This window comes from Enterobacter cloacae complex sp. P6RS (assembly GCF_014982245.1).
In the GTDB taxonomy this organism is placed as follows: Bacteria; Pseudomonadota; Gammaproteobacteria; order Enterobacterales; family Enterobacteriaceae; genus Enterobacter; species Enterobacter bugandensis.
On sequence record NZ_JADCLB010000036.1, the window covers coordinates 24,308 to 50,905 of the forward strand.

Genomic DNA, 26,598 nt, shown 5'->3' on the forward strand with positions numbered 1-26,598 from the left:
CCGAACGGGCGATTGCGGAAGCGATTCCACTGCTCCTTTATGGGTATAACAGTATAACCGCGTAGTTGTGAGGGAAATTTGACGTGTTCGATTTTTTTGCTGTTCTGTGCGGTGATTTATCATCGTGATTGATGAATTGCATCACAAAATAATCCACATAAATGAAATACGCGTTTTTACTGCGCAAAATTTGTCTCTGCCACTGCTAACGAGTAGACTTCGTGCCCTTGTCTGAAATCGGAGAAAAACTCATGAGCGAAACGGCCACCTGGCAGCCGAGCGCATCCATCCCAAATCTGTTAAAACGCGCCGCAATTATGACGGAGATCCGCCGTTTCTTTGCCGACCGCGGCGTCCTGGAGGTGGAAACCCCGTGCATGAGTCAGGCAACGGTAACGGATATTCATCTGGTCCCGTTTGAAACCCGTTTTGTTGGCCCAGGCCACTCCCAGGGCATGAATCTGTATCTGATGACCAGCCCGGAATATCACATGAAGCGCCTGCTGGCGGCGGGGTGTGGTCCGGTGTATCAGCTGTGCCGCAGCTTCCGTAATGAAGAGATGGGGCGTCACCACAACCCGGAATTCACCATGCTGGAGTGGTACCGCCCGCACTATGATATGTACCGCCTGATGAATGAGGTGGACGATCTGCTGCAGCAGGTACTGGACTGCTCAGAAGCCGAAACGCTCTCCTATCAGCAGGCCTTCCAGCGCCATCTGGAAATCGATCCGCTGTCGGCGGACAAAGCCCAGCTGCGTGAAGTGGCGGCAAAACTGGATCTGAGCAACGTGGCGGATACCGAAGAGGATCGCGACACGCTGCTGCAGCTGCTGTTCACCTTCGGCGTGGAACCGCAGATTGGCAAAGATCGCCCGACGTTTGTCTATCACTTCCCGGCAAGCCAGGCGTCTCTGGCGCAGATCAGCACCGAAGATCACCGCGTGGCAGAGCGTTTTGAGGTTTACTACAAAGGCATCGAGCTGGCTAACGGCTTCCACGAGCTGACCGACGCGCGCGAACAGCAGCAGCGTTTCGAGCAGGATAACCGTAAGCGCGCCGCACGCGGTCTGCCGCAGCAGCCGATTGATGTAAACTTGCTGGAAGCATTAAAAGCCGGTCTGCCGGATTGCTCCGGCGTGGCGCTGGGCGTGGATCGTCTGGTCATGCTGGCGCTGGGCGCCGAGCAGCTGGGCGATGTGATTGCCTTTACGGTCGATCGCGCCTAAAGCATGGCCGGGTGGCGCTGTCGCTTACCCGGCATATATATCTGTGGCAATATTCCTTTCCATTTCTTCTCCGCAACATTAAAAACTGCCATTTTCTCTGTACACGGGTCTTTTTCTTAAATTGCCTCGTATAGCCACAATATTAGTCTGGTCATCTGCTACCATCCGCGCAGTTTAATTCCTCTTCGGATGGTTATATGTCCCAGTCACTCAAAAAGATGACCCTCACCGGGCTCATTCTGATGATTTTTACGTCAGTTTTTGGCTTTGCCAACAGCCCGTCGGCTTTCTATCTGATGGGCTACAGCGCGACGCCGTTTTATATCGTTTCTGCTCTGTTCTTCTTTATCCCGTTTGCGTTGATGATGGCGGAGATGGGCTCGGCTTACCGGAAAGAAGAGGGCGGTATCTATTCATGGATGAACAACAGCATCGGCCCGCGCTACGCGTTTATCGGGACGTTTATGTGGTTCTCCTCCTACGTGGTCTGGATGGTCAGCACGGCGGCCAAAGTCTGGGTGCCGTTCTCCACGTTTCTTTTCGGTGCGGATAAAACGCAGGTCTGGTCTTTAGCCGGGCTGAGTTCCACGCAGGTGGTCGGGATTCTGGCGGTGTGCTGGATGGTGGTGGTGACGCTGGTGGCGTCAAAAGGCATCAACAAAATTGCCCGTATCACCGCCGTTGGCGGTATTTCCGTGATGTGCCTGAACCTGGTGCTGCTGCTGGTGAGTATCGCCATTCTGTGCCTGAACGGCGGACACTTCGCGCAGGAGGTAAACTTCGTTTCATCGCCTAATCCGGGCTATCAGTCCGGGCTGGCCATGCTCTCCTTCGTGGTATTTGCCATTTTTGCCTACGGCGGTATTGAAGCGGTAGGTGGGCTGGTCGATAAGACCGAGAACCCGGAAAAAAACTTTGCCAAAGGGATTATTTTTGCCGCCATCGTCATCTCCATCGGCTATTCGCTGGCGATTTTCCTCTGGGGCGTTAGCACTAACTGGCAGCAGGTGTTGAGTAACAATACCACTAACCTCGGGAACATCACCTACGTGCTGATGAAAAGCCTGGGAATGACGCTGGGTAACGCCATGCACCTGACGCCGGAAGCATCGGCCACCCTGGGGATCTGGTTTGCGCGCATTACCGGCCTGTCTATGTTCCTTGCCTATACCGGCGCGTTCTTCACGCTAATCTACTCGCCGCTGAAAGCAATCATCCAGGGTACGCCAAAGGCGCTGTGGCCGGCACGCATGACGCAGCTCAATACCGCAGGCATGCCTGCCAACGCCATGTGGATGCAGTGTCTGCTGGTGTGCGTGTTCATTCTGCTGGTGTCATTTGGCGGTGATACCGCGTCTGCGTTCTATAACAAACTGACCCTGATGGCGAACGTGTCGATGACGCTGCCGTACCTGTTCCTGACGCTGGCGTTCCCGTTCTTTAAGGCGAAGCGGGATCTTGAGCGTCCGTTTGTGATCTTCAAAACCCGCGCGGCAACGCTGCTGGCGACCACGGTGGTGGTGCTGGTCGTGGCGTTTGCCAACATCTTTACCGTTATTCAGCCCGTGGTTGAGGCGAACGACTGGAACAGCGCGCTGTGGATGGTCGGTGGGCCAGTCTTCTTCTCGCTGCTGGCGATGGGGATTTATGAGAATTACCGCCGGCGCTCAATGGCGTACGTCACGGAAGTGGCGTAGCGGTAAAATGCCCCTCCCGAAAGGGAGGGGAGAACGATTACAGACTTCCCGCCGGGCGCGATCTTGCCGCCGACGTGAGCGTTTTACCCATCTTGCGTCCGTCCATGCTTTCCAGACGCATCTGGAACGGTGGGAACGGCATATCAATACCATGCTCGCGGAAGCCCGCCAGAATCAGCTGGTGGATCTCATGGCGCAGCGGCATGCGGTGCCCCATTTCGGCGGCGTAGATACGCAACTCGAAAATCTGGATCCCCTGCTGTAAATCAACCAGGAATACTTCCGGCGCAGGGTTATCGAGCACCAGCGTACAGCGTTCAGCGGCGGTGTAGAGGATCTGCGTGACCTCTTCACTGTTAGCATCCGACGGCGCCGGTACCGTCAGCACCACGCGCGTGACGGAGTCCGACAGGGACCAGTTGATAAACTGCTCGGTAATAAATGCCTTGTTCGGCACGATGATCTCTTTACGGTCCCAGTCGCTGATCGTGGTGGCGCGGGTGTTGATCTTCGTTACGCTCCCGGTCAGATCGCGGATCGTCACCGTATCGCCAATGCGAATCGGCTTTTCAAACAGGATGATCAGGCCGGATACAAAGTTAGCGAAAATCTCCTGCATGCCAAAGCCAAGGCCAAACGTCAGCGCGGCCACCAGCCACTGCAGTTTAGACCACTCAATACCAATCATTGAGAACCCGACCATTCCGCCAAACAGCAGTATCAGGTATTTCGTAATGGTCGTAATGGCGTATCCCGTGCCGGGGGTTAAATCCAGATGCTGCAGCAGCGCCAGCTCCAGCAGTGCCGGGAAGTTACGCACCAACTGGGTGGTGATGATCAGCACCAGGATGGCAATCAGCAACGCGCCTAAGGTGATCGGCTCCAGGCTTTCAACGCCCTGCACCGTGGACGTCACGTCCCACAGAGAGATGTTCTCCAGGAAGCCAAACGCGGAGTGAATTTCCGACCACAGGAAGATCACCGACAGAAGGGCAATCAGCATCAGGAGGGAGCGCACCAGGCGCAGAGACTGGGTACTGATGGCATCCAGATCCAGTTCGACCTCGTCCGCATCCATCGTGCCTTCCGTGCTGTTGACATGCGTTGGCTCTTCCTCGCCACGGGCACGCTGAGCGAGGATCTCTGCCCGGCGGTGTTTGGCGCGGTCAAAGGCCAGACGGCGGCGCTGGATCAGCATCCCGCGCCGGATCACGTGATACACCACCAGCAGCAGGAACCAGATCGCCACCGACGTTTCCAGTCGCGCCAGCAGGGCCTGCGAGGTTGCCAGGTAACCTACCGCCGCTGCCAGCATCGCAATCAGAGGAGCGCTCAGCAGCAGGTTCCAGAGCAGCCGGTTGAACATGTTATCGCCGCTGCCGGATTTATCCAGATAGAGCGGTATCCCCGCGCGTTTCAGGCTGAGCGTGACGATGGCCAGCGCGCCGCAGATCAGCATAAAGCAGAGGCGGCCCAGCGAGCCTGAGAATTCCCGGTCGTTGAGATTATCAAACATGATCAGCGCCATAATCAGCGGCACAATCAGCCCGATGCTCATCAGGTAATAGCGCATGGCGCGCGCCACGCGGTTACGAGGCCAGCCAAAGTGGGCGATGAACAGGCCGTTAGGCCGCGCGAACGTCGCGCAAATCATCACCACCCACAGCAACGGTACCGTGGCGGTGACGCCATCGCCAATGGCGACCGCGAGCGGATAGGGCCAGGCTTCCCGCAGGCCATAGCCAAGCGTCATCCACAGCACCGGTAGCGGAGAGGCGACGAGAATCGACCAGAACACGGTGCGCAGCGTCAGCCAGAAGTGATCCTGAGTGACTTTCCCCACCCGCGCGCTGGAACGCTCCAGGAAGCGGGTGAAATGTCTGCGCGAATAAATGCTGAAGCCCACCAGAACCAACGCGCCCAGCAGCGGGAAAATCGTCTCTTTACTGGTCAGCATCATCACGCTGGCCTGTCCGAGCTGGCTAAAGGTGTCGAGGGAAATCAGGCGGCGCAGATCCTGAACGATCTCAATTGGCCACGAGAAGGTCATTGGACGCACGTCGGATGTCCAGAAGAGATAACGGTGCGTAGCCTCGTTCACCTCTTTCAGCGCGTCTTCCAGCTGGCTGTTAGAGACCTTGAGTTTAGTCAGTTCCAGAATCAGCGTATCCCCGCCCTGCAGCAGGGAGTTCAGCAGTTCGCGCTGGGTGCGCAGCTGGGCTTCCAGAATACGGTTTTGCTCGCTGGTCAGAGGTTGTCCGTCAGCCTGACGGATCTGGCGTATTTGCGGCTGCTTATTGAGAAGATCTTCAAAGTGCAGTCGCTGCACGCGCAGCTGGGCCATCTCGGTATCCAGCTGCTGCGGTTTCGGCATTTCCGGCAGGCGCGCGACCTGGGCGCGTAACGCTTCGCCCAGCAGGTTTGATGACCCGAGCCACTGGGACTGCTCGCGCAGGGTGTTGAGCGCCTGGCGCACCTGCAGGGTTTGATTCGTCGCCTGACGCTGCTGGGAGGCAACCAGATCCATACGCTGCGCCTGCTGATTCAGGGCGGCAGAAAGCTCGCGGTTGACCTTAAACTGATCGACGATACCTTCCGGCAGATTGGCGCTGTTTTCCGCCAGCAGCTCGGTGCTTTCAAGCGCTCGCTCGGCTTCGCGCTGGCGCTGGCTGTTAAGCAAATTACGCAGGGCCTGAAGGTACGCATCCAGCTGCTCGCTCTGCTTCTGAGCGAGTTCAGAGCGCATCCGCGCCAGTTCCTGGCGGTTGTTGGCGGAAAGCTGCGCCAGCTCCAGCTCATCCACAAGGGCCTTCAGACGGGCAGATTCCGCCTGCAGACCCAGATTTTGCGCCTGGGCCTGCGGCGTGTTGCCGCTTTGCGTACCCACGCGGCGCTCAACGTCGTTAAGCTGGCGGCGGGCGTCGGTTTGCTGCTGCGGAAGCTGGCTGAGGGAGTCGGCAATTTCACGCGCTCGCTCCTGCTCCTGCTGAGCCTGGCGGCTCTTTTCCAGGAGCTGGCTGCTGACCTGCAGGATTTCCTGATTCAGGGCGTCGGTGGTCATGCCTTCCGGCACTTCGCGCGGCTCATCGCGCAGATTAGCGAGTTGCGCGCGCAGCGTTTGCGAGAGTTTAGGGAAGTTGTCGATAACCTGCTGATACTGCTGAGCGCGCTCAAGCGAGCCTTTCCGCTCTTCAAGCGCGTTCAGTGCGGACTGGAGTGACTCAACGGTCTCTGGCTGAGCGGGTTTAGCCGCTTTCGCCTGCTCCAGCTCCTGGGTTATCTGTTTGGCGTCGGGGGCTGTCGCTGCGTACGCCCCCATGCTGAGGCACCAGGCCATCAGTAGAACGATAATCGGGCGCACGTCAGCGATCCTTCTGTTGTTAGCCTTCGTCTTTTTTGTCGTCAACCAGCGGGCTGGCGTCGTGCTCGGCGTCGATCTCTTCTTGCGGCAGCGGAGCAGGTTCTGCATCCGGCGTCACGAAGGTTTCGGTAGAGACCGCCAGCGGCTGACCCAGTTTGGTGACCGACAGGCTTTCGAGCTGCTCAGCCAGCTTCACTTTGCCCGGCGCAAACAGGTTGATGACGGTAGAGCCCAGCTTGAAGCGACCCATTTCCTGGCCTTTCAGCAGGGCGACAGAGCCTTCTTCTTCACCGGCAGGCCACGTCCAGCGCTTGATCACGCCTTCACGCGGCGGGGTAATGGTGCCAGCCCAGACGGTTTCGATGCTGCCGACAATGGTCGCGCCAACCAGAATCTGCGCCATAGGGCCGAATTCAGTATCGAACAGGCAGATGACGCGTTCGTTACGGGCAAACAGGTTCGGTACGTTTTGCGCGGTCAGGTGGTTCACGGAGAACAGATCGCCCGGCACGTAGATCATCTCACGCAGGATACCGTTACACGGCATGTGTACGCGGTGGTAGTCGCGCGGTGACAGATAGGTGGTGGCAAAGGTACCGTTGCGGAACAGGTCCGCCATCAGATAATTGCCCGCCAGCAGCGCTTCCAGGCTGTAGTTGTGGCCCTTCGCCTGCAGGATTTTGTCGTCTTCGATGTTACCCAACTGGCTGATCACGCCGTCTGCTGGCATCACCAGGACGTTAGGGTCGGTGTTCAGCGGGCGCACTTCGTCGCGGAGCGGGCGCACGAAAAACTCGTTGAACGTGCGGTAGCTGGCGGTGTCCGGCTTCTGCGCTTCTTTCATGTCGACCTTGTAATACTTAACGAAAAGGTCGATGACCAGTTTGGTCAGCCAGCCCGCGCGTTTGCTTGCGCCCCAGCCCGCCAGGCGAGTGAGCCACAGTTTTGGCAGAATGTATTGAAGCGAAAGTTTAAATGCGTTTAACAAGGTAGCCTCCAGGCCATTGTTTTGTCGTTCCTGATCCGGCAGTAAGCCGCCGGAACCTGAAAAAAGGGGACGATTTTAGCGATGCTTAGCTTAGTTGTCAGTTATCAGAATCAGAAAAGTTTTTACGCGTTTTTACCTGATCCATGCTCTCAAGAATGCGGTGGTAATTCTCGAAGCGGGTCTCCGCGATTTCACCTTTCTCAACCGCTTCGCGGATAGCGCAGCCTGGATCGTTATCGTGTTTGCAGTCGCGGTATTTGCAAGCGCCTAAATAATCATGGAATTCGACAAATCCATTAAAGATTTGTTCCGGCTCAAGATGCCATAAACCGAATTCACGCACGCCCGGTGAGTCGATCACATCGCCACCGTGCGGGAAGTGATACAGGCGTGATGCGGTGGTGGTGTGCTGGCCCAGACCCGAGACGTCAGACACGTCGTTAGTGAGGATTTCCTGCTGGAGGCCGAGAAGGTTGTTTAGCAGGCTCGATTTCCCCACGCCGGACTGACCCGCAAAGATGCTGATGCGATCGGTAAGCGCCTCTTCCAGCGGTTTCAGTCCGTCTTTGGTGTAGCTGGACACCATCAGAACGCGGTAGCCAATCTTGCGGTAGATATCCATCTGCTCATTAACGAAAGCCATGCCTTCGTCATCCAGCAGATCGATTTTGTTCAGCACGATAATAGGTTCAACCTGCAGCGTTTCACAGGCGACAAGGTATCGGTCGATAATATTGAGCGAAAGTTCGGGCAAAATCGCCGATACGATGACAATCTGGTTAATGTTGGCGGCAATCGGCTTCACCCCGTCGTAAAAATCGGGACGGGTTAACACGGACGTACGCTCATGGACCGCTTCAACGATACCTTTTACCGTAACGCCCTCTGCCGCCTCTTTACCCGGTCGCCAGACGACGCGGTCGCCGGTCACCAGAGAACGAATGGTCCGGCGAATGTTACAGCGGTGGATTTCGCCATCGGCGGATTCCACGTCGGCGTGCATACCGAAACGGCTGATGACTACGCCTTCCGTTGGTTCGCCAAACAGGTTGTCGTCGTAATCGACCTTCTCCGAAGTGGTTTTAAGACGGCGCTGATGATTGGCATTCACGCGGCGCTGCTGCCCTTTGGAGAGTTTATTTTTACTCAATCGCACTGGCTCCTGGTCGCCCGTAAGGGGCAAAACCTCTATGATACACTCTAATTAATACTAGTTAACCTGCTACTGCCGGTTATGCGAGAAGGGTGGAAAATAACATGAGCGCGGATGAAAACAACCTGATTTGGATCGATCTCGAAATGACCGGGCTGGATCCCGAGCGCGATCGCATTATTGAGATTGCAACTCTGGTGACCGATGCCAACCTGAATATCCTTGCCGAAGGGCCAACGATTGCGGTGCATCAGTCCGACGACCAGCTTGCGCTGATGGATGAGTGGAACGTGCGTACCCACACCGGCAGCGGTCTTGTCGAGCGCGTGAAGGCGAGCACGCTGGGCGATCGCGAGGCGGAACTGGCGACGCTCGAATTTCTGAAGCAGTGGGTACCAGCGGGTAAATCGCCGATCTGCGGGAACAGCATCGGTCAGGATCGCCGTTTCCTCTTCAAGTACATGCCGGAGCTGGAGTCTTACTTCCATTACCGCTATCTGGACGTGAGCACCCTGAAAGAACTGGCGCGCCGCTGGAAACCTGAAATTCTGGACGGCTTTAAAAAACAGGGTACGCACCAGGCGATGGACGATATCCGCGAGTCCGTGGCGGAACTCGCGTACTACCGCGAAAACTTTATTAAGCTGTGATTTTGAGATCCGGCACCTTGCGTGGCCGGGTTTTTGTCGTTAAATTGTTCAGCTTGCCGATTAAATAAGCACTTGAACTGAATTTCGAAAAAATCACTTTAAGGGGGGTTGCAGCTAAAAGGATTTCTCGTATAATGCGCCTCCCGTAACGACAGAGAATTACACGTTACGACAGCAACAAAAGCAGTACAGATTTGCGGGAATAGCTCAGTTGGTAGAGCACGACCTTGCCAAGGTCGGGGTCGCGAGTTCGAGTCTCGTTTCCCGCTCCAAATTCTTCTTCATCTCTAAAATATCCACAGCGAAAAGACGCGCTGGGGACGTTTTCTATTGCATCTGAAATACTCTTGTAAACAGAGTTATCCACAGAATTCGCGCTTTACCCAAACCGTACAGAAAGTTAGCAGGGTGAATAATATCTTCCCAAGCCACTGTATTAATTGGGTAAAATTTCATTTCAAAATGTTATTGAGATCACTTGACCTCTTCTCAAGTCCAGATGGCGCTTGAGTTTTTATTTTTATTCACAGGCTGTGAATATATCACGCATCCCGCGTAAGCCCTTTTTCAATCACCCTAACCAGCCGCTGTTTCTTAGGAAGCTGCACCTCGACCACACAGGCATTTCGCTTCTCGATTTGCTGCGCAATCGCCCATTCTATGTGTTCATCAAGAAGTGGGTGCTCACCTCTACGGCTTTCGAGCGCCTGAATATTCGCTTCATCCCACGGGGCATTGCCCAGCGCGACGGCCACGTTTCGCAGCCAGCGCAGGTGGCCGATACGCCGAATAGCGGAACCTTCCGTCACCTTCAGGAACCAGGCTTCGGTCCAGGCGAACAGCTCAATAAGCTGTGGCGCATGCAGCGCTTTACGCGGGCTGAAGTCCTCTTCGTCCGTCAGCTGTGAATAGCGGTTCCACGGGCAAATCAGCTGGCAGTCGTCGCAGCCGTAGATGCGGTTGCCGATAAGCGGTCGGAACTCTTCCGGGATCGCCCCTTCAAGCTCTATCGTGAGATAGGAGATGCAGCGGCGGGCATCAACGGTGTAAGGCTCAACGATGGCGCCCGTCGGGCAGATGGTCATGCAGGCCACGCAGCGGCCACAGCCTTCCTCCACCGGGCCATCTACAGGCAGGGGTAAATCTATCAGCAGCTCACCGAGGAAGAAGAACGATCCGGCGTCGCGGCTCAGGATAAGTGAGTGCTTACCTGTCCAGCCAAGTCCGGCTTTTTCGGCGATCGGGCGCTCAAGAACAGGCGCGGAATCGACAAAGGGTCTAAAATTCAGCGAATCACAGTGCTGCTGAATGGTTTCCCCGAGTTTTTTTAAGCGGTTACGCAGAAGCTTATGGTAATCACGTCCCAGAGCGTACCGGCTGACGTAACCCAGGGAGGGATTTTTTAGCGTGCGCGCAAAGGCCGCGTTGGCAGGCAGGTAGTTCATGCGCACGCTGATGACGCGTAGTGTACCCGGTAAAAGTTCATGTGGACGGGCGCGCATCATGCCGTGACGCGCCATCCACTCCATTTCGCCGTGGTATTGTTTGTCCAGCCAGGCCTGCAGTTTTGGCTCGCTGGCAGAGAGGTCGGTATCGGTAATGCCTACCTTCTGGAAGCCAAGCTCAGCACCCCACTGTTTTATTTTTTGCGCTAATTCATTGAGATCGAGGGGCTGTGACATGACGGACCATACGGTGAAGAAAAACCCCGCAAGTATACCACATTCCATCTGGCATGCGGATGACCTCCGGCGCGCCGAAAAAGAGGCCGCAGACAGTCTCGGCATTACCCTTTATGAACTGATGCAGCGCGCGGGAGAGGCGGCGTTTAACGTTGCCCACAGCGCGTACCCGCAGTCCACTCACTGGCTGATTTTGTGCGGGCACGGCAATAACGGCGGCGACGGTTACGTCGTTGCGCGTCTTGCCGTTGCGGCCGGTCTCCGCGTTACCCTGCTGGCGCTGGAGAGTGATAAGCCCCTGCCGGAAGAGGCCTGCGCGGCGCGGGAGGCATGGCTGAACGCAGGCGGCGTGATTCATGCTCCTGATATCGTCTGGCCGGAAGATGTTGATCTGATTGTTGATGGTCTGCTGGGGACCGGGCTACGCAGCGCGCCTCGCGAAAACATTGCCGCGCTTATTGAACACGCTAACGGGTACTCTGCGCCGGTAGTCGCGCTGGATATTCCGTCGGGCCTGATCGCGCAGACCGGCGCGACGCCTGGCGCCGTTATTCAGGCTGCGCACACCGTGACCTTTATCGCCCTGAAGCCGGGCCTGTTAACCGGAAAAGCGCGGGATTTGGTCGGCGTATTGCACCATAACGCGCTGGGGCTGGAGAGCTGGCTCGTTGGACAGGAAACGCTCCTGTCGCGCTTTGATTCCTCGCAGCTAAAAGAGTGGCTTCCGCCGCGCCGCCCAACGTCTCACAAGGGCGACAACGGCAGGCTGGTGATTATTGGTGGCGATCGCGGTACGGCAGGAGCGGTTCGCATGACCGGTGAGGCGGCACTTCGCAGCGGTGCCGGGTTAGTGCGAGTACTCACTCGCATTGAAAATATTGCGCCAATCATCACAGCCCGACCGGAACTGATGGTCCATGAGCTTACGCCCCAGACGCTGGAAGAAAGCCTCGAATGGGCGGATGTGGTGGTTATTGGTCCCGGGCTTGGACAACAGACATGGGGTAAACAGGCCCTGCAAAAGGTCGAGAATTTTCGTAAACCGATGCTGTGGGATGCCGACGCGCTTAACCTTCTGGCAATAAATCCGGATAAGCGTCACAATCGCATTCTGACGCCACACCCCGGCGAAGCCGCGCGCCTGCTTAACTGCAGCGTGGCAGAAATTGAAAGCGATCGCTTACTTTCTGCTCAGCGTCTGGTAAAACGTTACGGAGGTGTTGCCGTTTTGAAAGGGGCAGGCACCGTTGTCGCCAGTGACGAGACGCAGGGCATTATTGATGCCGGAAATGCGGGCATGGCGAGCGGCGGTATGGGCGATGTGCTTTCAGGCATCATCGGCGCATTGCTTGGACAGAAACTTCCCCTTTATGATGCAGCCTGTGCGGGCTGCGTGGCCCACGGCGCGGCAGCTGACAGGCTTGCTGCGCGGGAGGGGACACGCGGTATGCTGGCCACCGATCTCTTTTGCACGCTGCGGCGTGTTGTTAACCCGGATGTGATTGACGTAGAAAATGACTAATCGAGCGATTCCTTTACCTGATGAACAAGCCACTTTAGATCTCGGCAAGCGCGTGGCGCAGGCCTGTCAGGGGGCAACCGTCATTTATCTGTATGGCGATTTAGGTGCGGGTAAAACCACCTTCAGCCGGGGTTTTTTGCAGGCGTTAGGGCATAACGGGAACGTGAAAAGCCCTACCTACACGCTGGTCGAGCCGTACACCCTCGACAATCTTATGGTGTACCACTTTGATTTATACCGCCTTGCGGATCCTGAGGAGCTGGAATTTATGGGGATCCGTGATTATTTTGCCAACGACGCCATCTGCCTGGTGGAGTGGCCGCAACAAGGTGCGGGTGTGCTGCCTGACCCGGATGTCGAAATTCACTTAGATTACCAGGCTCAAGGGCGTGAGGCTCGCATCAGTGCGGTTTCCTCATCAGGGTGTTCCTTACTGGCGCGTCTCGCTGGTTAAGAGTAGGGATGACGGGATGATTAGTCGCGTTAAAGGTTGGGTGTTGGCTGCGACGGTGCTGCTGTGCGCGCAGGCCGGGGCGGCAAGCCTTTCGGATATTCAGGTGTCAAACGGCGAAAGCCAGGCCCGGATTACGTTCAGCTTTATGGGCGACCCTGAATACGCGTTTTCACAGCCAGACAGCCACAGCGTGGCGCTGGATATCAAACAGACAGGCGTGATCCAGGGGTTACCGCTGCGGTTCAGCGGTAACAACCTGGTGAAAAGTATCCGCTCGGGTACCCCTCAGGACAGCCAGTCGCTGCGCCTGGTGGTCGATCTGACCGAAAAGGGCAAAACGAAGGCGGTGAAGCAGCAAAACGGGGCGAACTATACGGTGGTCTTCACCATCAATGCCGATGTTCCGCCGCCTCCGCCGCCACCGGTTGTCGCGAAACGCGTGGAAGAACCGGTGTATACGCCTCGCCCATCGGAACCTGCGCGTAATCCGTTTAAATCGCAGAACGATCGCATCACCGCGGCAACCAGCAGTAACACGGTAACGCGTCCGGCGGTCAGCGCACGGCGTACGGTCAGCGGTGACAAAGTGATTATCGCCATTGATGCCGGGCACGGTGGACAGGATCCTGGAGCGATTGGCCCGGGCGGCACGCGAGAGAAAAATGTCACTATTGCGGTGGCCCGCAAGCTGCGGACGCTGTTAAACGATGATCCGATGTTTAAAGGCGTACTAACCCGCGACGGCGACTATTTTATCTCTGTGATGGGCCGCTCAGACGTGGCGCGCAAACAAAACGCCAATTTCCTGGTCTCCATTCACGCGGATGCCGCACCGAACCGTAACGCGACGGGCGCCTCGGTATGGGTCCTGTCGAACCGCCGGGCAAACAGCGAAATGGCCAACTGGCTGGAAGAGCATGAGAAACAGTCTGAACTGTTAGGCGGCGCGGGTGATGTGCTGGCAAACAGCCAGTCTGACCCATACCTCAGCCAGGCGGTGCTGGATTTACAATTCGGTCATTCTCAGCGCGTCGGGTATGATGTCGCCACTAACGTATTGAACCAGTTGCAGGGCATCGGGGCATTGCATAAGCGCCGCCCTGAACATGCTAGCCTGGGCGTTCTGCGCTCGCCGGATATTCCGTCAATTCTGGTAGAGACGGGCTTTATCAGCAATAACAGTGAAGAGCGCCTGCTGGGCAGCGACAGCTATCAGCAGCAAATTGCCGAAGCGATTTATAACGGTTTACGTAAATATTTTGAGGCGCATCCTCTGCAGTCCGCGCCGCAGGGCGGAGCAGCCCAGACGGCCAGCGCCGCGCAGCCGGGTGGGTTGACCGCCACAAATTAAGGAGATTTCATGCCGATTCAGGTTCTGCCGCCGCAGCTCGCGAACCAAATCGCCGCCGGTGAGGTGGTGGAACGCCCTGCGTCGGTGGTGAAGGAGCTGGTTGAAAATAGCCTCGATGCGGGCGCCACCCGCATTGATATTGATATCGAACGCGGCGGCGCAAAGCTTATCCGCATTCGCGACAACGGCTGCGGCATCAAAAAAGAGGAGCTGGCGCTGGCGCTGGCGCGTCATGCCACCAGTAAAATTGCCTCTCTGGATGACCTGGAAGCGATTATCAGCCTCGGTTTTCGCGGCGAAGCGCTGGCCAGTATCAGCTCGGTTTCTCGTTTAACGCTGACCTCCCGCACCGCTGAACAGCAGGAAGCCTGGCAGGCCTACGCTGAAGGGCGGGATATGGACGTCACGGTCAAACCCGCGGCGCACCCTGTCGGTACTACGCTGGAAGTTCTGGACCTGTTCTACAATACTCCCGCCCGCCGCAAGTTTATGCGTACCGAAAAAACCGAGTTCGGTCATATCGACGAGATCATCCGCCGAATTGCGCTCGCCCGTTTCGACGTCACCATCAACCTCAGCCATAACGGCAAGGTGATGCGCCAGTACCGCGCGGTGGCTGAAGGTGGTCAGAAAGAGCGACGGTTAGGCGCTATCTGCGGGACGCCGTTCCTGGAGCAGGCGTTGGCTATCGAGTGGCAGCACGGCGATCTGGCTTTACGCGGCTGGGTGGCCGATCCGAACGCCAGTAGCGCGGCGTATTCTGAAATTCAGTATTGCTACGTGAACGGCCGCATGATGCGCGACCGCCTCATTAACCACGCCATTCGCCAGGCCTGCGAAGACAAGCTCGGGGCCGATCAGCAACCGGCCTTTGTGCTTTATCTGGAGATCGACCCGCATCAGGTGGATGTCAACGTCCATCCTGCCAAGCATGAAGTGCGTTTCCATCAGTCGCGTCTGGTGCATGATTTTATCTACCAGGGCGTGCTGAGCGTGCTGCAACAGCAGCTTGAACCCACGCTGCCGCTGGAAAAAGAAGACTCCGCACCGCGCCCCATTCCGGAAAACCGTGTTGCTGCGGGCCGCAACCATTTTGCGGAGCCTGCCGTCGCGCGTGAACCAGACGCCCCGCGTTTCTCCTCTGCAGGAGCCGCGCCGCGTCCGACGGGCGTGAACTACCCGAACGCTCAGCCCGGCTATCAGAAGCAGCAGGGGGCGCTGTACCGTAAGCTGCTGGAAACGCCCGCAGTCGAGCGCAAAGAGCACGTTTCGGTGGCGACACCTTCCCTTGAAGGCCTTAGCCAGAGTTTTGGCCGGGTACTGACGATTATCGCACCGGATATGGCCCTGCTTGAGCGCGACAGCAAACTGCTGCTTCTGGCGCTGCCGGTTGCCGAACGCTGGCTCAAGCAGGCGCAACTGACGCCGGGGGAACATGCGGCCTGTGCGCAGCCGTTATTGATCCCGGTTCGCCTGAAAATATCCGCTGAAGAAACAAGGGTATTGCAGCGTGCAGAGGCCCAGCTGGCGCAAATGGGCATTGAAATTGTGCTCGAACCACAACATGTGACAATTCGCGCAGTGCCTTTACCCTTACGCCAACAAAATTTACAAAACTTGATTCCTGAACTGATAGGCTACCTGGCGCAGCAAACATCGTTGGAGGCTGCCAACACCGCGCAGTGGATCGCCCGCCATCTGGCCAGCGAACATTCACCGTGGAGTATGGCGCAGGCGATTACCGTGCTGGCGGAGGTGGAACGCCTCTGCCCACAGCTGGTGAAAGCGCCGCCGGGTGGGTTATTACAACCTGTTGATTTAAAAACGGCGATGACCGCCCTGAAACATGACTGACGTAAGCAAGGCGAGCCTGCCAAAGGCAATTTTTTTAATGGGCCCAACGGCCTCTGGCAAAACAGCGTTAGCCATTGAGTTACGTAAAGTTTTGCCTGTAGAGTTGATTAGCGTTGATTCCGCCCTCATCTATCGAGGGATGGACATCGGCACGGCGAAGCCCGGCGCAGACGAACTGCGTGCGGCACCGCACCGTTTGCTGGATATTCTCGACCCGGCAGAGGCTTACTCCGCAGCGGATTTCCGCCGGGACGCCCTGGCTGAGATGGCCGAGATAACGGCGGCGGGGCGTATACCGCTGTTGGTTGGCGGAACCATGCTCTACTTCAAGGCGCTGCTCGAAGGTTTGTCACCCTTACCTTCTGCAGATCCTGAAATCAGAGCAAAGATTGAGCAGCAGGCGGCAGAGCAGGGGTGGGACGCATTGCATAAGCAACTGGCAGAGATTGACCCGGTTGCGGCGGCGCGAATCCATCCAAACGATCCGCAAAGGCTTTCCCGGGCACTGGAAGTTTTTTTCATTTCGGGTAAAACTTTAACGGAACTGACGCAAACGTCAGGAGACGCTCTGCCCTATCAGGTGCATCAGTTCGCCATCGCCCCGGCGAGCCGTGAACTGCTCCATCAACGAATTGAGCAGCGTTTTTATCAGATGTTGGCTTCAGATTTTGAAGCAGAAGTGCGGGCGCTATTTGCCCGTGGAGATTTGCATACGGATATGCCTTCCGTTCGTTGTGTGGGATACCGCCAGATGTGGTCGTATCTTGAAGGTGAGATTTCATACGATGAAATGGTTTATCGAGGTGTTTGCGCCACGAGACAGTTAGCGAAGCGCCAGATCACCTGGTTGCGCGGTTGGGAGGGGGTTCACTGGTTAGACAGTGAAAAACCGCAACAGGCGTTAAACGATGTGATTGAGGTTGTTGGTGATATCGCCCACTGAATGTGTACAATTGAGACGTATCGTGCGCAATTTTTCAGAATCGCAAGGTTCTAAGTACAAAACAAGCATATAAGGAAAAGATAGAATGGCTAAGGGGCAATCTTTACAAGATCCGTTCCTGAACGCATTGCGTCGGGAACGTGTTCCAGTTTCTATTTATTTGGTGAATGGTATTAAGCTGCAAGGTCAGATTGAGTCTTTCGATCAGTTCGTGATCCTGTTGAAAAACACGGTCAGCCAGATGGTCTACAAGCACGCTATCTCTACTGTTGTTCCGTCCCGTCCGGTCTCTCATCACAGCAATAACGCTGGCGGCGGCACAGGCAGTAACTACCATCATGGCAGCAACGCGCAGGGTTCTTCTGCTCCTGCGCAGGACAGCGACGAGACCGAATAAGGTTTTAGCTGTTATCCACACGGGGAGCCAGGGATCCTGCGTTCCCCGCTGATCTTTTTAGAGAGGTTTACGCTTGTTTGACCGTTATGATGCCGGTGAGCAGGCGGTGCTGGTACACATCTATTTTTCGCAAGACAAAGATATGGAAGACCTCCAGGAGTTTGAATCTCTGGTCTCTTCCGCCGGTGTCGAAGCAATGCAGGTGATTACCGGTAGCCGTAAAGCGCCGCACCCAAAGTATTTTGTTGGTGAAGGTAAAGCAGTAGAAATTGCGGATGCCGTAAAAGCAACCGGCGCGTCAGTCGTGTTGTTTGATCATGCGCTGTCTCCAGCCCAGGAGCGCAACCTGGAAGCTCTCTGCGAATGCCGTGTTATCGATCGCACGGGATTGATTTTAGACATTTTTGCTCAGCGTGCCCGTACCCACGAGGGGAAACTGCAGGTTGAGCTGGCGCAGTTGCGCCATCTGGCGACGCGTCTGGTGCGTGGCTGGACCCACCTTGAAAGACAAAAAGGCGGGATTGGTTTGCGCGGTCCGGGTGAAACCCAGCTCGAAACCGACCGCCGTTTGCTGCGTGGCCGTATTACCCAGATCCTCTCACGTCTGGAACGTGTCGAGAAACAGCGTGAACAGGGGCGTCGGGCGCGAACCAAAGCCGACATCCCCACGGTGTCGCTGGTGGGCTATACCAACGCCGGTAAATCCACCCTGTTTAACCAGATAACCGAGGCCCAGGTGTATGCCGCAGACCAGCTGTTTGCGACCCTGGACCCGACGCTGCGCCGCATTGACGTTGCAGACGTGGGTGAAACAGTGCTGGCGGATACCGTAGGGTTTATCCGCCATCTGCCGCACGATCTGGTGGCGGCGTTTAAGGCGACGTTGCAGGAGACGCGTCAGGCGACTCTGCTGCTGCACGTGATTGATGCGGCTGACGTACGCGTGCAGGAGAACATCGACGCGGTGAACGTGGTGCTGGAAGAAATTGACGCCCACGAAATTCCCACCCTGTTGGTGATGAATAAGATCGATATGCTGGAGGATTTCGAACCGCGTATCGACCGTGATGAAGAGAACAAACCGATTCGGGTCTGGCTTTCTGCTCAGGCCGGAATCGGTGTGCCACTGCTTTTCCAGGCTTTGACAGAACGTCTTTCCGGTGAGGTAGCTCAGCACACGCTGCGACTGCCGCCACAGGAAGGCAGGCTGCGCAGCCGGTTTTATCAGCTTCAGGCGATAGAAAAAGAGTGGATGGAGGATGACGGCAGCGTGGGGATGCAGGTGCGTATGCCGATCGTTGACTGGCGTCGCCTCTGTAAACAAGAACCTGCGCTGGCGGACTATATCGTCTGATCAGAAAGGGGAAGCCTGAAAAATTCGCCCTTGCATAACAAATATGGAGCATATACATGGCGTGGAATCAGCCCGGTAATAACGGACAAGACCGCGACCCGTGGGGAAGCAGCAATAATCAAGGCGGCAACTCTGGGGGAAATGGCAACAAAGGTGGTCGCGAGCAGGGGCCGCCGGATCTGGATGATATCTTCCGCAAGCTGAGCAAAAAGCTTGGTGGCCTTGGCGGAGGAAAAGGTTCTGGCTCGGGTGGCAGTTCCAGTCAGGGGCCGCGCCCGCAATTAGGTGGCCGCCTGGTGGGCATCGTTGCTGCCGGGCTGGTGATCGTCTGGGCAGCCAGCGGGTTCTACACCATTAAAGAAGCAGAACGCGGCGTGGTCACCCGTTTCGGTAAGTTCAGCCATCTGGTTGAGCCGGGCCTGAACTGGAAGCCGACCTTCATTGATGACGTGACCGCAGTTAACGTGGAGTCCGTCCGTGAACTGGCCGCTTCTGGCGTGATGCTGACGTCTGACGAGAACGTGGTGCGCGTCGAGATGAACGTGCAGTACCGCGTGACCGATCCTGAGCGTTATCTATTTAGCGTGACCAGCGCCGATGACAGCCTGCGTCAGGCGACCGACAGCGCCCTGCGTGGTGTGATCGGCAAATACACCATGGACCGCATCCTGACCGAAGGTCGTACCGTTATTCGTAGCGATACCCAGCGCGAGCTGGAAGAGACGATTCGTCCGTACAACATGGGTATCACCCTGCTGGACGTCAACTTCCAGGCTGCACGTCCGCCGGAAGAGGTGAAGGCCGCGTTTGACGATGCGATTGCTGCCCGTGAAAACGAACAGCAGTACATCCGCGAAGCAGAAGCGTACACCAACGAAGTTCAGCCGCGTGCTAACGGTCAGGCGCAGCGTATTCTGGAAGAGGCGCGTGCGTATAAGACCCAGACCATCCTGGAAGCTCAGGGTGAAGTGGCTCGCTTCGCGCGCATCCTGCCGGAATACAAAGCCGCGCCGGAAATTACCCGCGAGCGTCTGTATATCGAGACTATGGAAAAAGTGCTGAGCCACACCCGCAAAGTGCTGGTTAACGACAGCAAAGGCGGAAACCTGATGGTTCTGCCGCTGGATCAGATGCTGAAAGGCGGTTCTGCGCCGGCAGCGAAAGACACCAGCGGAGCGAACAACCTGCTGCGTCTGCCGCCAGCCTCATCAGGCAGCTCCAGCGCGAACACAACGCCTTCTTTGAACGATGGTGACATTATGGACCAACGCCGTGCTAACGCGCAGCGTAACGACTACCAGCGTCAGGGGGAATAAGGATGCGTAAGTCAGTTATTGCGATCATCGTCATCGTACTGGTCGTGCTGTATACCTCGATCTTTGTGGTGAAAGAGGGCGAGCGTGGGATCAAATTCCAGTTCAGCAGCGTCGTGCGTGATGGCGACAAACGTCCGGTGATTTACGAGCCGGGCCTGCACTTCAAGGTGCCGTTCATTCAGTCTGTGAAAACGCTTGATGCGCGTATCCAGACCATGGATAACCAGGCCGACCGTTTCGTGACTAAAGAGAAGAAAGACCTGATCGTTGATTCTTACATCAAATGGCGCATCAGCGATTTCAGCCGTTACTTCCTGGCAACGGGCGGCGGTGACGTTTCTCAGGCAGAAGTGCTGCTGAAACGTAAGTTCTCTGACCGTCTGCGTTCTGAAATTGGTCGTCTTGATGTGAAAGACATCGTGACCGACTCCCGCGGTCGTCTGACCCTGGAAGTGCGCGATGCGCTGAACTCCGGTACAGCGGGCACCGAAGACGAAGTGGCAACGCCAGCAGCGGATGACGCGATTGCTAAAGCGGCCGAACGCGTTCAGGCTGAAACCAACGGTAAAGTGCCGGTGATCAACCCGAACAGTATGGCGGCGCTGGGTATCGAAGTGGTTGACGTGCGTATCAAGCAGATCAACCTGCCAGCGGAAGTGTCCGAGGCGATCTACAACCGTATGCGCGCCGAGCGTGAAGCGGTTGCCCGTCGTCATCGTTCACAGGGTCAGGAAGAGGCTGAAAAACTGCGTGCGGCAGCGGACTATGAAGTGACCAAGACGCTGGCGGAATCTGAACGTCAGGGCCGTATCCTGCGCGGTGAAGGCGATGCGGAAGCGGCGAAGCTGTTTGCCGATGCATTCAGTCAGGATCCAGACTTCTACGCCTTTATCCGTAGCCTGCGCGCTTACGAGAATAGCTTTAAGAGCAACCAGGACGTGATGGTGCTCAGCCCGGACAGCGATTTCTTCCGTTATATGAAGACGCCGACCAACGCAACGCGATAAACTCAGGCTCGTTTGAGTATTCAAACCACCGCTCCCAACGGAGCGGTGGTTTTCTTTTATAAGGATGAAAAATGAATTCAACGATCTGGCTCGCGCTGGCCCTGGTTCTGGTGCTGGAAGGTCTCGGCCCGATGCTCTATCCGCGCGCATGGCGTCGTATGATCGCGACCATGAGCCAGCTACCGGATAATATTTTGCGTCGTTTCGGCGGTGGTCTTGTGGTTGCTGGTATCGTTATCTACTACATGTTGAGGAAAACGATTGGCTGATCAAAAACTAGCCGCAATTGGCGTATTTTAAGGTCAAAAAGTGCTGTATATCTGAAAAAGCGATGGTAGAATCCATTTTTAAGCAAACGGTGATTTTGAAAAAAATGGGTAACAACGTCGTCGTACTGGGCACCCAATGGGGTGACGAAGGTAAAGGGAAGATTGTCGATCTTCTGACTGAACGGGCTAAATATGTTGTACGCTACCAGGGCGGTCACAACGCAGGCCATACTCTCGTAATCAACGGTGAAAAAACCGTCCTCCATCTTATTCCATCAGGCATTCTTCGCGAAAACGTCACCAGCATCATCGGTAACGGCGTTGTGCTGTCTCCTGCTGCGCTGATGAAAGAGATGAAAGGTCTGGAAGACCGTGGTATCCCTGTTCGTGAGCGTCTGCTGCTCTCCGAAGCCTGCCCGCTGATCCTGGACTATCACGTGGCGCTGGACGTGGCGCGTGAAAAAGCGCGTGGCGCGAAAGCGATCGGCACCACCGGTCGTGGTATCGGCCCGGCTTACGAAGATAAAGTTGCACGTCGCGGTCTGCGCGTCGGTGACCTCTTCGACAAAGCGACCTTCGCTGAAAAACTGAAAGAAGTGATGGAATATCACAACTTCCAGCTGGTGAACTTCTACAAAGCTGACGCTGTTGACTACCAGAAAGTGCTGGATGACGTCATGGCGATTGCAGACATTCTGACCGGTATGGTTGTTGATGTATCCGATCTGCTGGACCAGGCGCGCAAGCGTGGCGATTTCGTCATGTTCGAAGGTGCGCAGGGTACGCTGCTGGACATCGACCACGGTACCTATCCGTACGTCACCTCCTCGAACACCACTGCGGGTGGCGTAGCGACCGGCTCCGGCCTGGGTCCACGTTATGTGGATTACGTTCTGGGCATCATCAAAGCGTACTCTACTCGCGTAGGTGCGGGTCCATTCCCGACCGAACTGTTTGATGAAACCGGCGAGTTCCTGTGCAAGCAGGGTAACGAGTTTGGCGCGACCACCGGTCGTCGTCGTCGTACCGGCTGGCTGGATGCGGTTGCCGTGCGTCGCGCAGTGCAGATCAACTCCCTGTCTGGCTTCTGCCTGACCAAGTTGGACGTGCTGGACGGCCTGAAAGAAGTGAAAATCTGCGTAGGCTACCGTATGCCAGATGGCCGCGAAGTGACCACCACTCCGCTGGCTGCTGACGACTGGGAAGGCATTGAGCCAATCTACGAAACTATGCCGGGCTGGTCTGAGACCACCTTCGGTGTGAAAGAGCGTAGCGGCCTGCCGCAGGCGGCGCTGGATTACATCAAGCGCATTGAAGAACTGACCGAAGTGCCGATCGATATTATTTCTACCGGCCCGGATCGTACTGAAACGATGATCCTGCGCGACCCGTTCGACGCATAATCTTCGTGACTGCTGGCCTGCGGGGAGACCCGTAGGCCAGATAAGCGTAGCGCCAACCGGCGACCGCTCCTGGATCTCCGCTTTTTCGCCCCGTCTGTCAAATAAATTAGCTGCTAACTATCTGGCTGGTTTATCATCATTAATGAATATCTCTGCGGTTTGACCGCGTTTTCCCTTTTTCCTGAGGTTGATGTGCAGTTAACAAGTTTCACCGATTACGGCTTACGCGCGCTGATTTACATGGCGTCGTTACCCGAAGGGAAGATGACCAGTATCTCTGAAGTCACAGAGGTATACGGTGTATCCCGTAATCATATGGTCAAAATAATCAATCAACTTAGCCGTGCCGGATACGTTGCTGCCGTCCGCGGGAAGAATGGAGGGATCCGTCTTGGTAAACCGGCACAGAGTATTCGTATCGGGGATGTGGTACGCGAGCTGGAGCCCTTGTCTCTGGTGAACTGCAGCAGCGCGTTCTGCCACATTACGCCCGCTTGCCGCCTGAAACAGGCGCTTTCAAAGGCCGTGCAAAGTTTTCTCAAGGAACTGGATAACTACACGCTGGCCGATTTGGTTGAAGAGAATCAACCGCTTTATAAATTATTGCTGGTGGAATGAAGAAAATTTCCACCGGAGCTGACAACGGAGGAACCGACATGTCACAAGATCCTTTCCAGGAACGCGAAGCCGAAAAATACGCGAATCCTATCCCCAGCCGCGAGTTCATCATTGAACACTTAACAAAACGCGAAAAACCCGCCAATCGTGAAGAACTTGCCGTTGAATTAAATATTGAAGGTGAAGAGCAAATTGAAGCCCTTCGCCGCCGCCTGCGCGCGATGGAGCGTGACGGGCAACTGGTCTTTACCCGCCGCCAGTGCTACGCGCTGCCGGAACGCCTCGATCTGCTGAAAGGGACCGTCATTGGTCACCGCGATGGCTTTGGCTTCCTGCGCGTGGAAGGCCGTAAGGACGACCTTTACCTCTCATCCGAACAGATGAAAATGTGCATCCACGGCGACCAGATCCTGGCGCAGCCGCTGGGTGCAGACCGTAAAGGCCGCCGCGAAGCACGCGTGGTTCGCGTGCTGGTGCCAAAAACCAGCCAGATTGTGGGCCGCTACTTTACCGATGCGGGCGTAGGCTTCGTGGTGCCGGACGACAGCCGTCTGAGCTTCGATATTTTGATCCCACCTGAAGAGGTGATGGGCGCGCGTATGGGCTTTGTGGTGGTGGTTGAACTCACCCAGCGCCCGACCCGTCGCACCAAAGCGGTGGGTAAAATCGTCGAAGTGCTGGGCGATAACATGGGCACCGGCATGGCCGTCGATATGGCGCTGCGTACCCATGAAATTCCGTACGTCTGGCCGAAAGCGGTCGAAGAGCAGATCGAAAACCTGCGCGAAGAAGTACCGGAAGAGTCCAAAGCGGGCCGTGTGGATCTGCGCTCCCTGCCGCTGGTCACGATCGACGGTGAAGACGCCCGCGACTTCGATGACGCGGTCTATTGCGAGAAAAAACGCGGTGGCGGCTGGCGTCTGTGGGTAGCGATCGCAGACGTAAGCTACTACGTTCGTCCGCACACGCCGCTGGATAACGAAGCGCGCAGCCGCGGTACCTCGGTCTACTTCCCGTCTCAGGTTGTACCGATGCTCCCGGAAGTGCTCTCCAACGGCCTGTGCTCCCTGAACCCGCAGGTTGACCGTCTCTGTATGGTATGTGAGATGACCATCTCCACCAAAGGGCGCTTAACGGGCTACAAATTCTACGAAGCGGTAATGAGCTCGCACGCGCGTCTGACCTATACCAAGGTCTGGCATATGCTGCAGGGCGACCAGGACCTTCGCGAGCAGTACGCGCCGCTGGTTAAACACATTGAAGAGCTGCATAACCTCTACAAAACGCTGGAGCAGGCGCGCGAAGAGCGCGGCGGGATCTCCTTTGAGAGCGAAGAAGCGAAGTTTATCTTCAACGCCGAGCGCCGCATTGAGCGTATCGAACAGACCCAGCGTAACGATGCGCACAAGCTGATCGAAGAGTGTATGATTCTGGCGAATATCTCGGCGGCACGCTTCGTTGAGAAAGCCAAAGAACCTGCGCTGTTCCGTATTCACGATAAGCCGACCACGGAAGCCATTACGTCGTTCCGCTCCGTGCTGGCTGAGCTCGGCCTGGAACTGCCTGGTGGTAATAAGCCTGAGCCACGCGATTACGCCGAGCTGCTGGAATCGATTAGCGATCGTCCTGATGCAGAAATGCTGCAAACCATGCTGCTGCGCTCCATGAAGCAGGCGATTTACGATCCGGAAAACCGGGGGCACTTCGGCCTGGCGCTGCAGTCTTACGCGCACTTTACCTCGCCGATCCGCCGTTATCCGGATCTGTCACTGCACCGTGCGATCAAGTATCTGCTGGCGCACGAGCAGGGCCATAAAGGCAACACGACTGAAACCGGTGGGTATCACTACTCGATGGAAGAGATGCTGCAGCTGGGTCAGCACTGTTCTATGACCGAGCGCCGTGCGGATGAAGCGACGCGTGACGTGGCGGATTGGTTGAAGTGTGACTTTATGCTGGATCAGGTGGGCAACGTCTTTAAGGGCGTGATTGCCAGCGTGACCGGCTTTGGGTTCTTCGTTCGTCTGGATGAGCTGTTTATCGACGGTCTGGTGCACGTCTCCAGCCTGGATAACGACTACTACCGCTTCGACCAGGTCGGCCAGCGTCTGATTGGCGAATCAGGCGGCCAGACCTACCGTCTGGGCGATCGCGTGGAAGTGAAGGTCGAAGCCGTGAATATGGACGACCGTAAAATCGACTTCAGCCTGATCTCCAGCGAGCGCGCGCCGCGTAACGTCGGTAAAACCGAGCGTGAAAGGGCGAAAAAAGGCGGAAACGGCAAAGCGAGCGGTAAACGTCGCCAGGCGGGCAAAAAGGTAAACTTCGAGCCGGACAGCGCCTTCCGCGGCGAGAAGAAACAGAAGCCAAAGGCGGCGAAGAAAGAGGCTCGCTCAGCGAAAAAGCCTTCCGCGAAGACGCAGAAAATCGCTGCCGCGACAAAAGCGAAGCGCGCAGCCAAGAAAAAGCAGGCGGAGTAATTCTCCCCTCACCCTGACCCTCTCCCCAACTGGGAGAGGGGAAATATTTATTACGAGAACCATCAATGAGTGAAATGATTTACGGCATCCACGCGGTGCAGGCCCTTCTCGAGCGCGCACCGGAGCGTTTTCAGGAAGTGTTTATTCTGAAAGGGCGTGAAGATAAGCGTCTGATGCCGCTGATCCATGCCCTGGAAGCGCAGGGTGTGGTGATCCAGCTGGCGAACCGCCAGTTCCTGGATGAGAAAAGCGACGGCGCGGTGCATCAGGGGATCATTGCCCGCGTGAAGCCGGGCCGTCAGTATCAGGAAAACGATCTGCCGGATCTGATTGCTGAGCTGGAGAATCCGTTCTTCCTGATCCTCGATGGCGTCACCGACCCACATAACCTCGGCGCGTGCCTGCGCAGCGCGGATGCGGCGGGCGTGCACGCGGTGATCGTACCGAAAGATCGCTCTGCCCAACTGAACGCGACGGCGAAGAAAGTGGCCTGCGGCGCGGCGGAAAACGTTCCGCTGATCCGCGTGACCAACCTGGCGCGCACCATGCGTCTGCTGCAGGAAGAGAATATCTGGATCGTCGGTACCGCGGGCGAAGCGGATCATACTCTGTATCAGAGCAAAATGACCGGCCGTCTGGCGCTGGTGATGGGGGCGGAAGGTGAAGGCATGCGTCGTCTGACGCGCGAGCACTGCGACGAGCTGATCAGCATCCCGATGGCGGGCAGCGTGTCGTCTCTGAACGTTTCCGTTGCAACGGGTATCTGCCTGTTTGAAGCGGTGCGCCAGCGCGGAGAATAAACAGCAAGGCCGTCCAAAGGACGGCCTTTAGTGTTTTCTCCCTCTCCCCTTGGGCTGAGGGTTCCCCACA

Annotated in this window: 21 protein-coding genes and 1 tRNA gene; 18 read left to right on the forward strand and 4 right to left on the reverse strand. The window is 56.5% G+C overall.

Annotated features, from left to right (window positions below; translation table 11 throughout):
* Positions 1-251 precede the first annotated feature (251 nt).
* Positions 252-1,229: an elongation factor P--(R)-beta-lysine ligase gene (gene epmA / locus INF73_RS20990; RefSeq protein ID WP_041911493.1), complete on the forward strand. Its 978-nt coding sequence runs from the start codon at positions 252-254 to the stop codon at positions 1,227-1,229.
* A gap of 197 nt (positions 1,230-1,426) precedes the next feature.
* The gene (gene yjeM, locus INF73_RS20995; RefSeq protein WP_045261278.1) at positions 1,427-2,926 is read left to right on the forward strand and encodes a glutamate/gamma-aminobutyrate family transporter YjeM; all 1,500 of its coding nucleotides are present in this window, start codon (positions 1,427-1,429) and stop codon (positions 2,924-2,926) included.
* A gap of 37 nt (positions 2,927-2,963) precedes the next feature.
* Here yjeM and mscM read toward each other — a convergent pair whose 3' ends face one another.
* The 3 genes from mscM to rsgA all read right to left on the reverse strand — a co-directional run bounded on the left by mscM (position 2,964) and on the right by rsgA (position 8,425).
* Entirely contained in the window at positions 2,964-6,287 is a 3,324-nt protein-coding gene (gene mscM, locus INF73_RS21000; RefSeq protein ID WP_193542277.1) for a miniconductance mechanosensitive channel MscM, read from the reverse strand.
* A 19-nt stretch (positions 6,288-6,306) separates the two neighbouring features.
* Positions 6,307-7,275, reverse strand: a complete 969-nt coding sequence (gene asd / locus INF73_RS21005; RefSeq protein ID WP_028015245.1) for an archaetidylserine decarboxylase — start codon at positions 7,273-7,275, stop codon at positions 6,307-6,309.
* A gap of 97 nt (positions 7,276-7,372) precedes the next feature.
* On the reverse strand, positions 7,373-8,425 hold the full coding sequence (gene rsgA / locus INF73_RS21010; protein ID WP_032644955.1) for a small ribosomal subunit biogenesis GTPase RsgA: 1,053 nt from the start codon (positions 8,423-8,425) through the stop codon (positions 7,373-7,375).
* Positions 8,426-8,532: 107 nt separating this feature from the next.
* Here rsgA and orn point away from each other — a divergent pair, with 107 nt between their 5' ends.
* Positions 8,533-9,078 (forward strand): oligoribonuclease, encoded by a 546-nt coding sequence (gene orn, locus INF73_RS21015; RefSeq protein WP_028015247.1) that lies wholly within the window; start codon positions 8,533-8,535, stop codon positions 9,076-9,078.
* Positions 9,079-9,274: 196 nt separating this feature from the next.
* Positions 9,275-9,350: transfer RNA gene (locus tag INF73_RS21020), tRNA-Gly, on the forward strand.
* A gap of 270 nt (positions 9,351-9,620) precedes the next feature.
* Here the strand turns inward: INF73_RS21020 and queG are convergent.
* Positions 9,621-10,760, reverse strand: coding sequence for a tRNA epoxyqueuosine(34) reductase QueG (queG, locus tag INF73_RS21025; protein WP_028015248.1), 1,140 nt, complete (start codon positions 10,758-10,760; stop codon positions 9,621-9,623).
* Here queG and nnr point away from each other — a divergent pair.
* From nnr to rlmB, 14 genes are all read left to right on the forward strand, one after another.
* Positions 10,759-12,282, forward strand: coding sequence for a bifunctional ADP-dependent NAD(P)H-hydrate dehydratase/NAD(P)H-hydrate epimerase (gene nnr / locus INF73_RS21030; protein WP_193542275.1), 1,524 nt, complete (start codon positions 10,759-10,761; stop codon positions 12,280-12,282). The two genes, queG and nnr, sit on opposite strands and share 2 nt — an antisense overlap.
* The gene (tsaE, locus tag INF73_RS21035) at positions 12,275-12,736 is read left to right on the forward strand and encodes a tRNA (adenosine(37)-N6)-threonylcarbamoyltransferase complex ATPase subunit type 1 TsaE (protein WP_028015250.1); all 462 of its coding nucleotides are present in this window, start codon (positions 12,275-12,277) and stop codon (positions 12,734-12,736) included. The genes nnr and tsaE overlap by 8 nt, the downstream gene beginning before the upstream one ends.
* A gap of 16 nt (positions 12,737-12,752) precedes the next feature.
* Positions 12,753-14,087, forward strand: coding sequence for an N-acetylmuramoyl-L-alanine amidase AmiB (amiB, locus tag INF73_RS21040; RefSeq protein WP_028015251.1), 1,335 nt, complete (start codon positions 12,753-12,755; stop codon positions 14,085-14,087).
* Positions 14,088-14,096: 9 nt separating this feature from the next.
* Positions 14,097-15,941: a DNA mismatch repair endonuclease MutL gene (mutL, locus tag INF73_RS21045; RefSeq protein WP_193542273.1), complete on the forward strand. Its 1,845-nt coding sequence runs from the start codon at positions 14,097-14,099 to the stop codon at positions 15,939-15,941.
* Positions 15,934-16,884 carry a tRNA (adenosine(37)-N6)-dimethylallyltransferase MiaA gene (gene miaA / locus INF73_RS21050; RefSeq protein ID WP_193542271.1) on the forward strand — a complete coding sequence of 317 codons (951 nt, stop codon included), beginning with the start codon at positions 15,934-15,936 and terminating at the stop codon, positions 16,882-16,884. Before mutL ends, miaA begins: the two co-directional genes overlap by 8 nt.
* 85 nt (positions 16,885-16,969) lie before the next feature.
* The gene (gene hfq / locus INF73_RS21055; RefSeq protein ID WP_013095287.1) at positions 16,970-17,281 is read left to right on the forward strand and encodes an RNA chaperone Hfq; all 312 of its coding nucleotides are present in this window, start codon (positions 16,970-16,972) and stop codon (positions 17,279-17,281) included.
* A gap of 73 nt (positions 17,282-17,354) precedes the next feature.
* Complete coding sequence (gene hflX / locus INF73_RS21060) at positions 17,355-18,635, forward strand: ribosome rescue GTPase HflX (RefSeq protein WP_023331851.1); 1,281 nt, start codon at positions 17,355-17,357, stop codon at positions 18,633-18,635.
* Between the two features lie 56 nt (positions 18,636-18,691).
* Entirely contained in the window at positions 18,692-19,951 is a 1,260-nt protein-coding gene (hflK, locus tag INF73_RS21065) for an FtsH protease activity modulator HflK (RefSeq protein ID WP_193542269.1), read from the forward strand.
* 2 nt (positions 19,952-19,953) lie between these two features.
* Positions 19,954-20,958, forward strand: a complete 1,005-nt coding sequence (gene hflC, locus INF73_RS21070; RefSeq protein ID WP_028015255.1) for a protease modulator HflC — start codon at positions 19,954-19,956, stop codon at positions 20,956-20,958.
* A gap of 71 nt (positions 20,959-21,029) precedes the next feature.
* Positions 21,030-21,227 carry a DUF2065 domain-containing protein gene (locus INF73_RS21075; RefSeq protein ID WP_003855996.1) on the forward strand — a complete coding sequence of 66 codons (198 nt, stop codon included), beginning with the start codon at positions 21,030-21,032 and terminating at the stop codon, positions 21,225-21,227.
* 104 nt (positions 21,228-21,331) lie between these two features.
* Positions 21,332-22,630, forward strand: a complete 1,299-nt coding sequence (locus INF73_RS21080) for an adenylosuccinate synthase (RefSeq protein ID WP_006178975.1) — start codon at positions 21,332-21,334, stop codon at positions 22,628-22,630.
* A gap of 192 nt (positions 22,631-22,822) precedes the next feature.
* Positions 22,823-23,248, forward strand: coding sequence for a nitric oxide-sensing transcriptional repressor NsrR (gene nsrR / locus INF73_RS21085; RefSeq protein ID WP_028015256.1), 426 nt, complete (start codon positions 22,823-22,825; stop codon positions 23,246-23,248).
* Between the two features lie 38 nt (positions 23,249-23,286).
* On the forward strand, positions 23,287-25,728 hold the full coding sequence (gene rnr / locus INF73_RS21090; protein ID WP_163332749.1) for a ribonuclease R: 2,442 nt from the start codon (positions 23,287-23,289) through the stop codon (positions 25,726-25,728).
* Positions 25,729-25,793: 65 nt separating this feature from the next.
* A complete protein-coding gene (gene rlmB, locus INF73_RS21095; protein WP_032643810.1) occupies positions 25,794-26,528 on the forward strand; it encodes a 23S rRNA (guanosine(2251)-2'-O)-methyltransferase RlmB in 735 nt (244 codons plus the stop codon).
* Positions 26,529-26,598 lie beyond the last annotated feature (70 nt).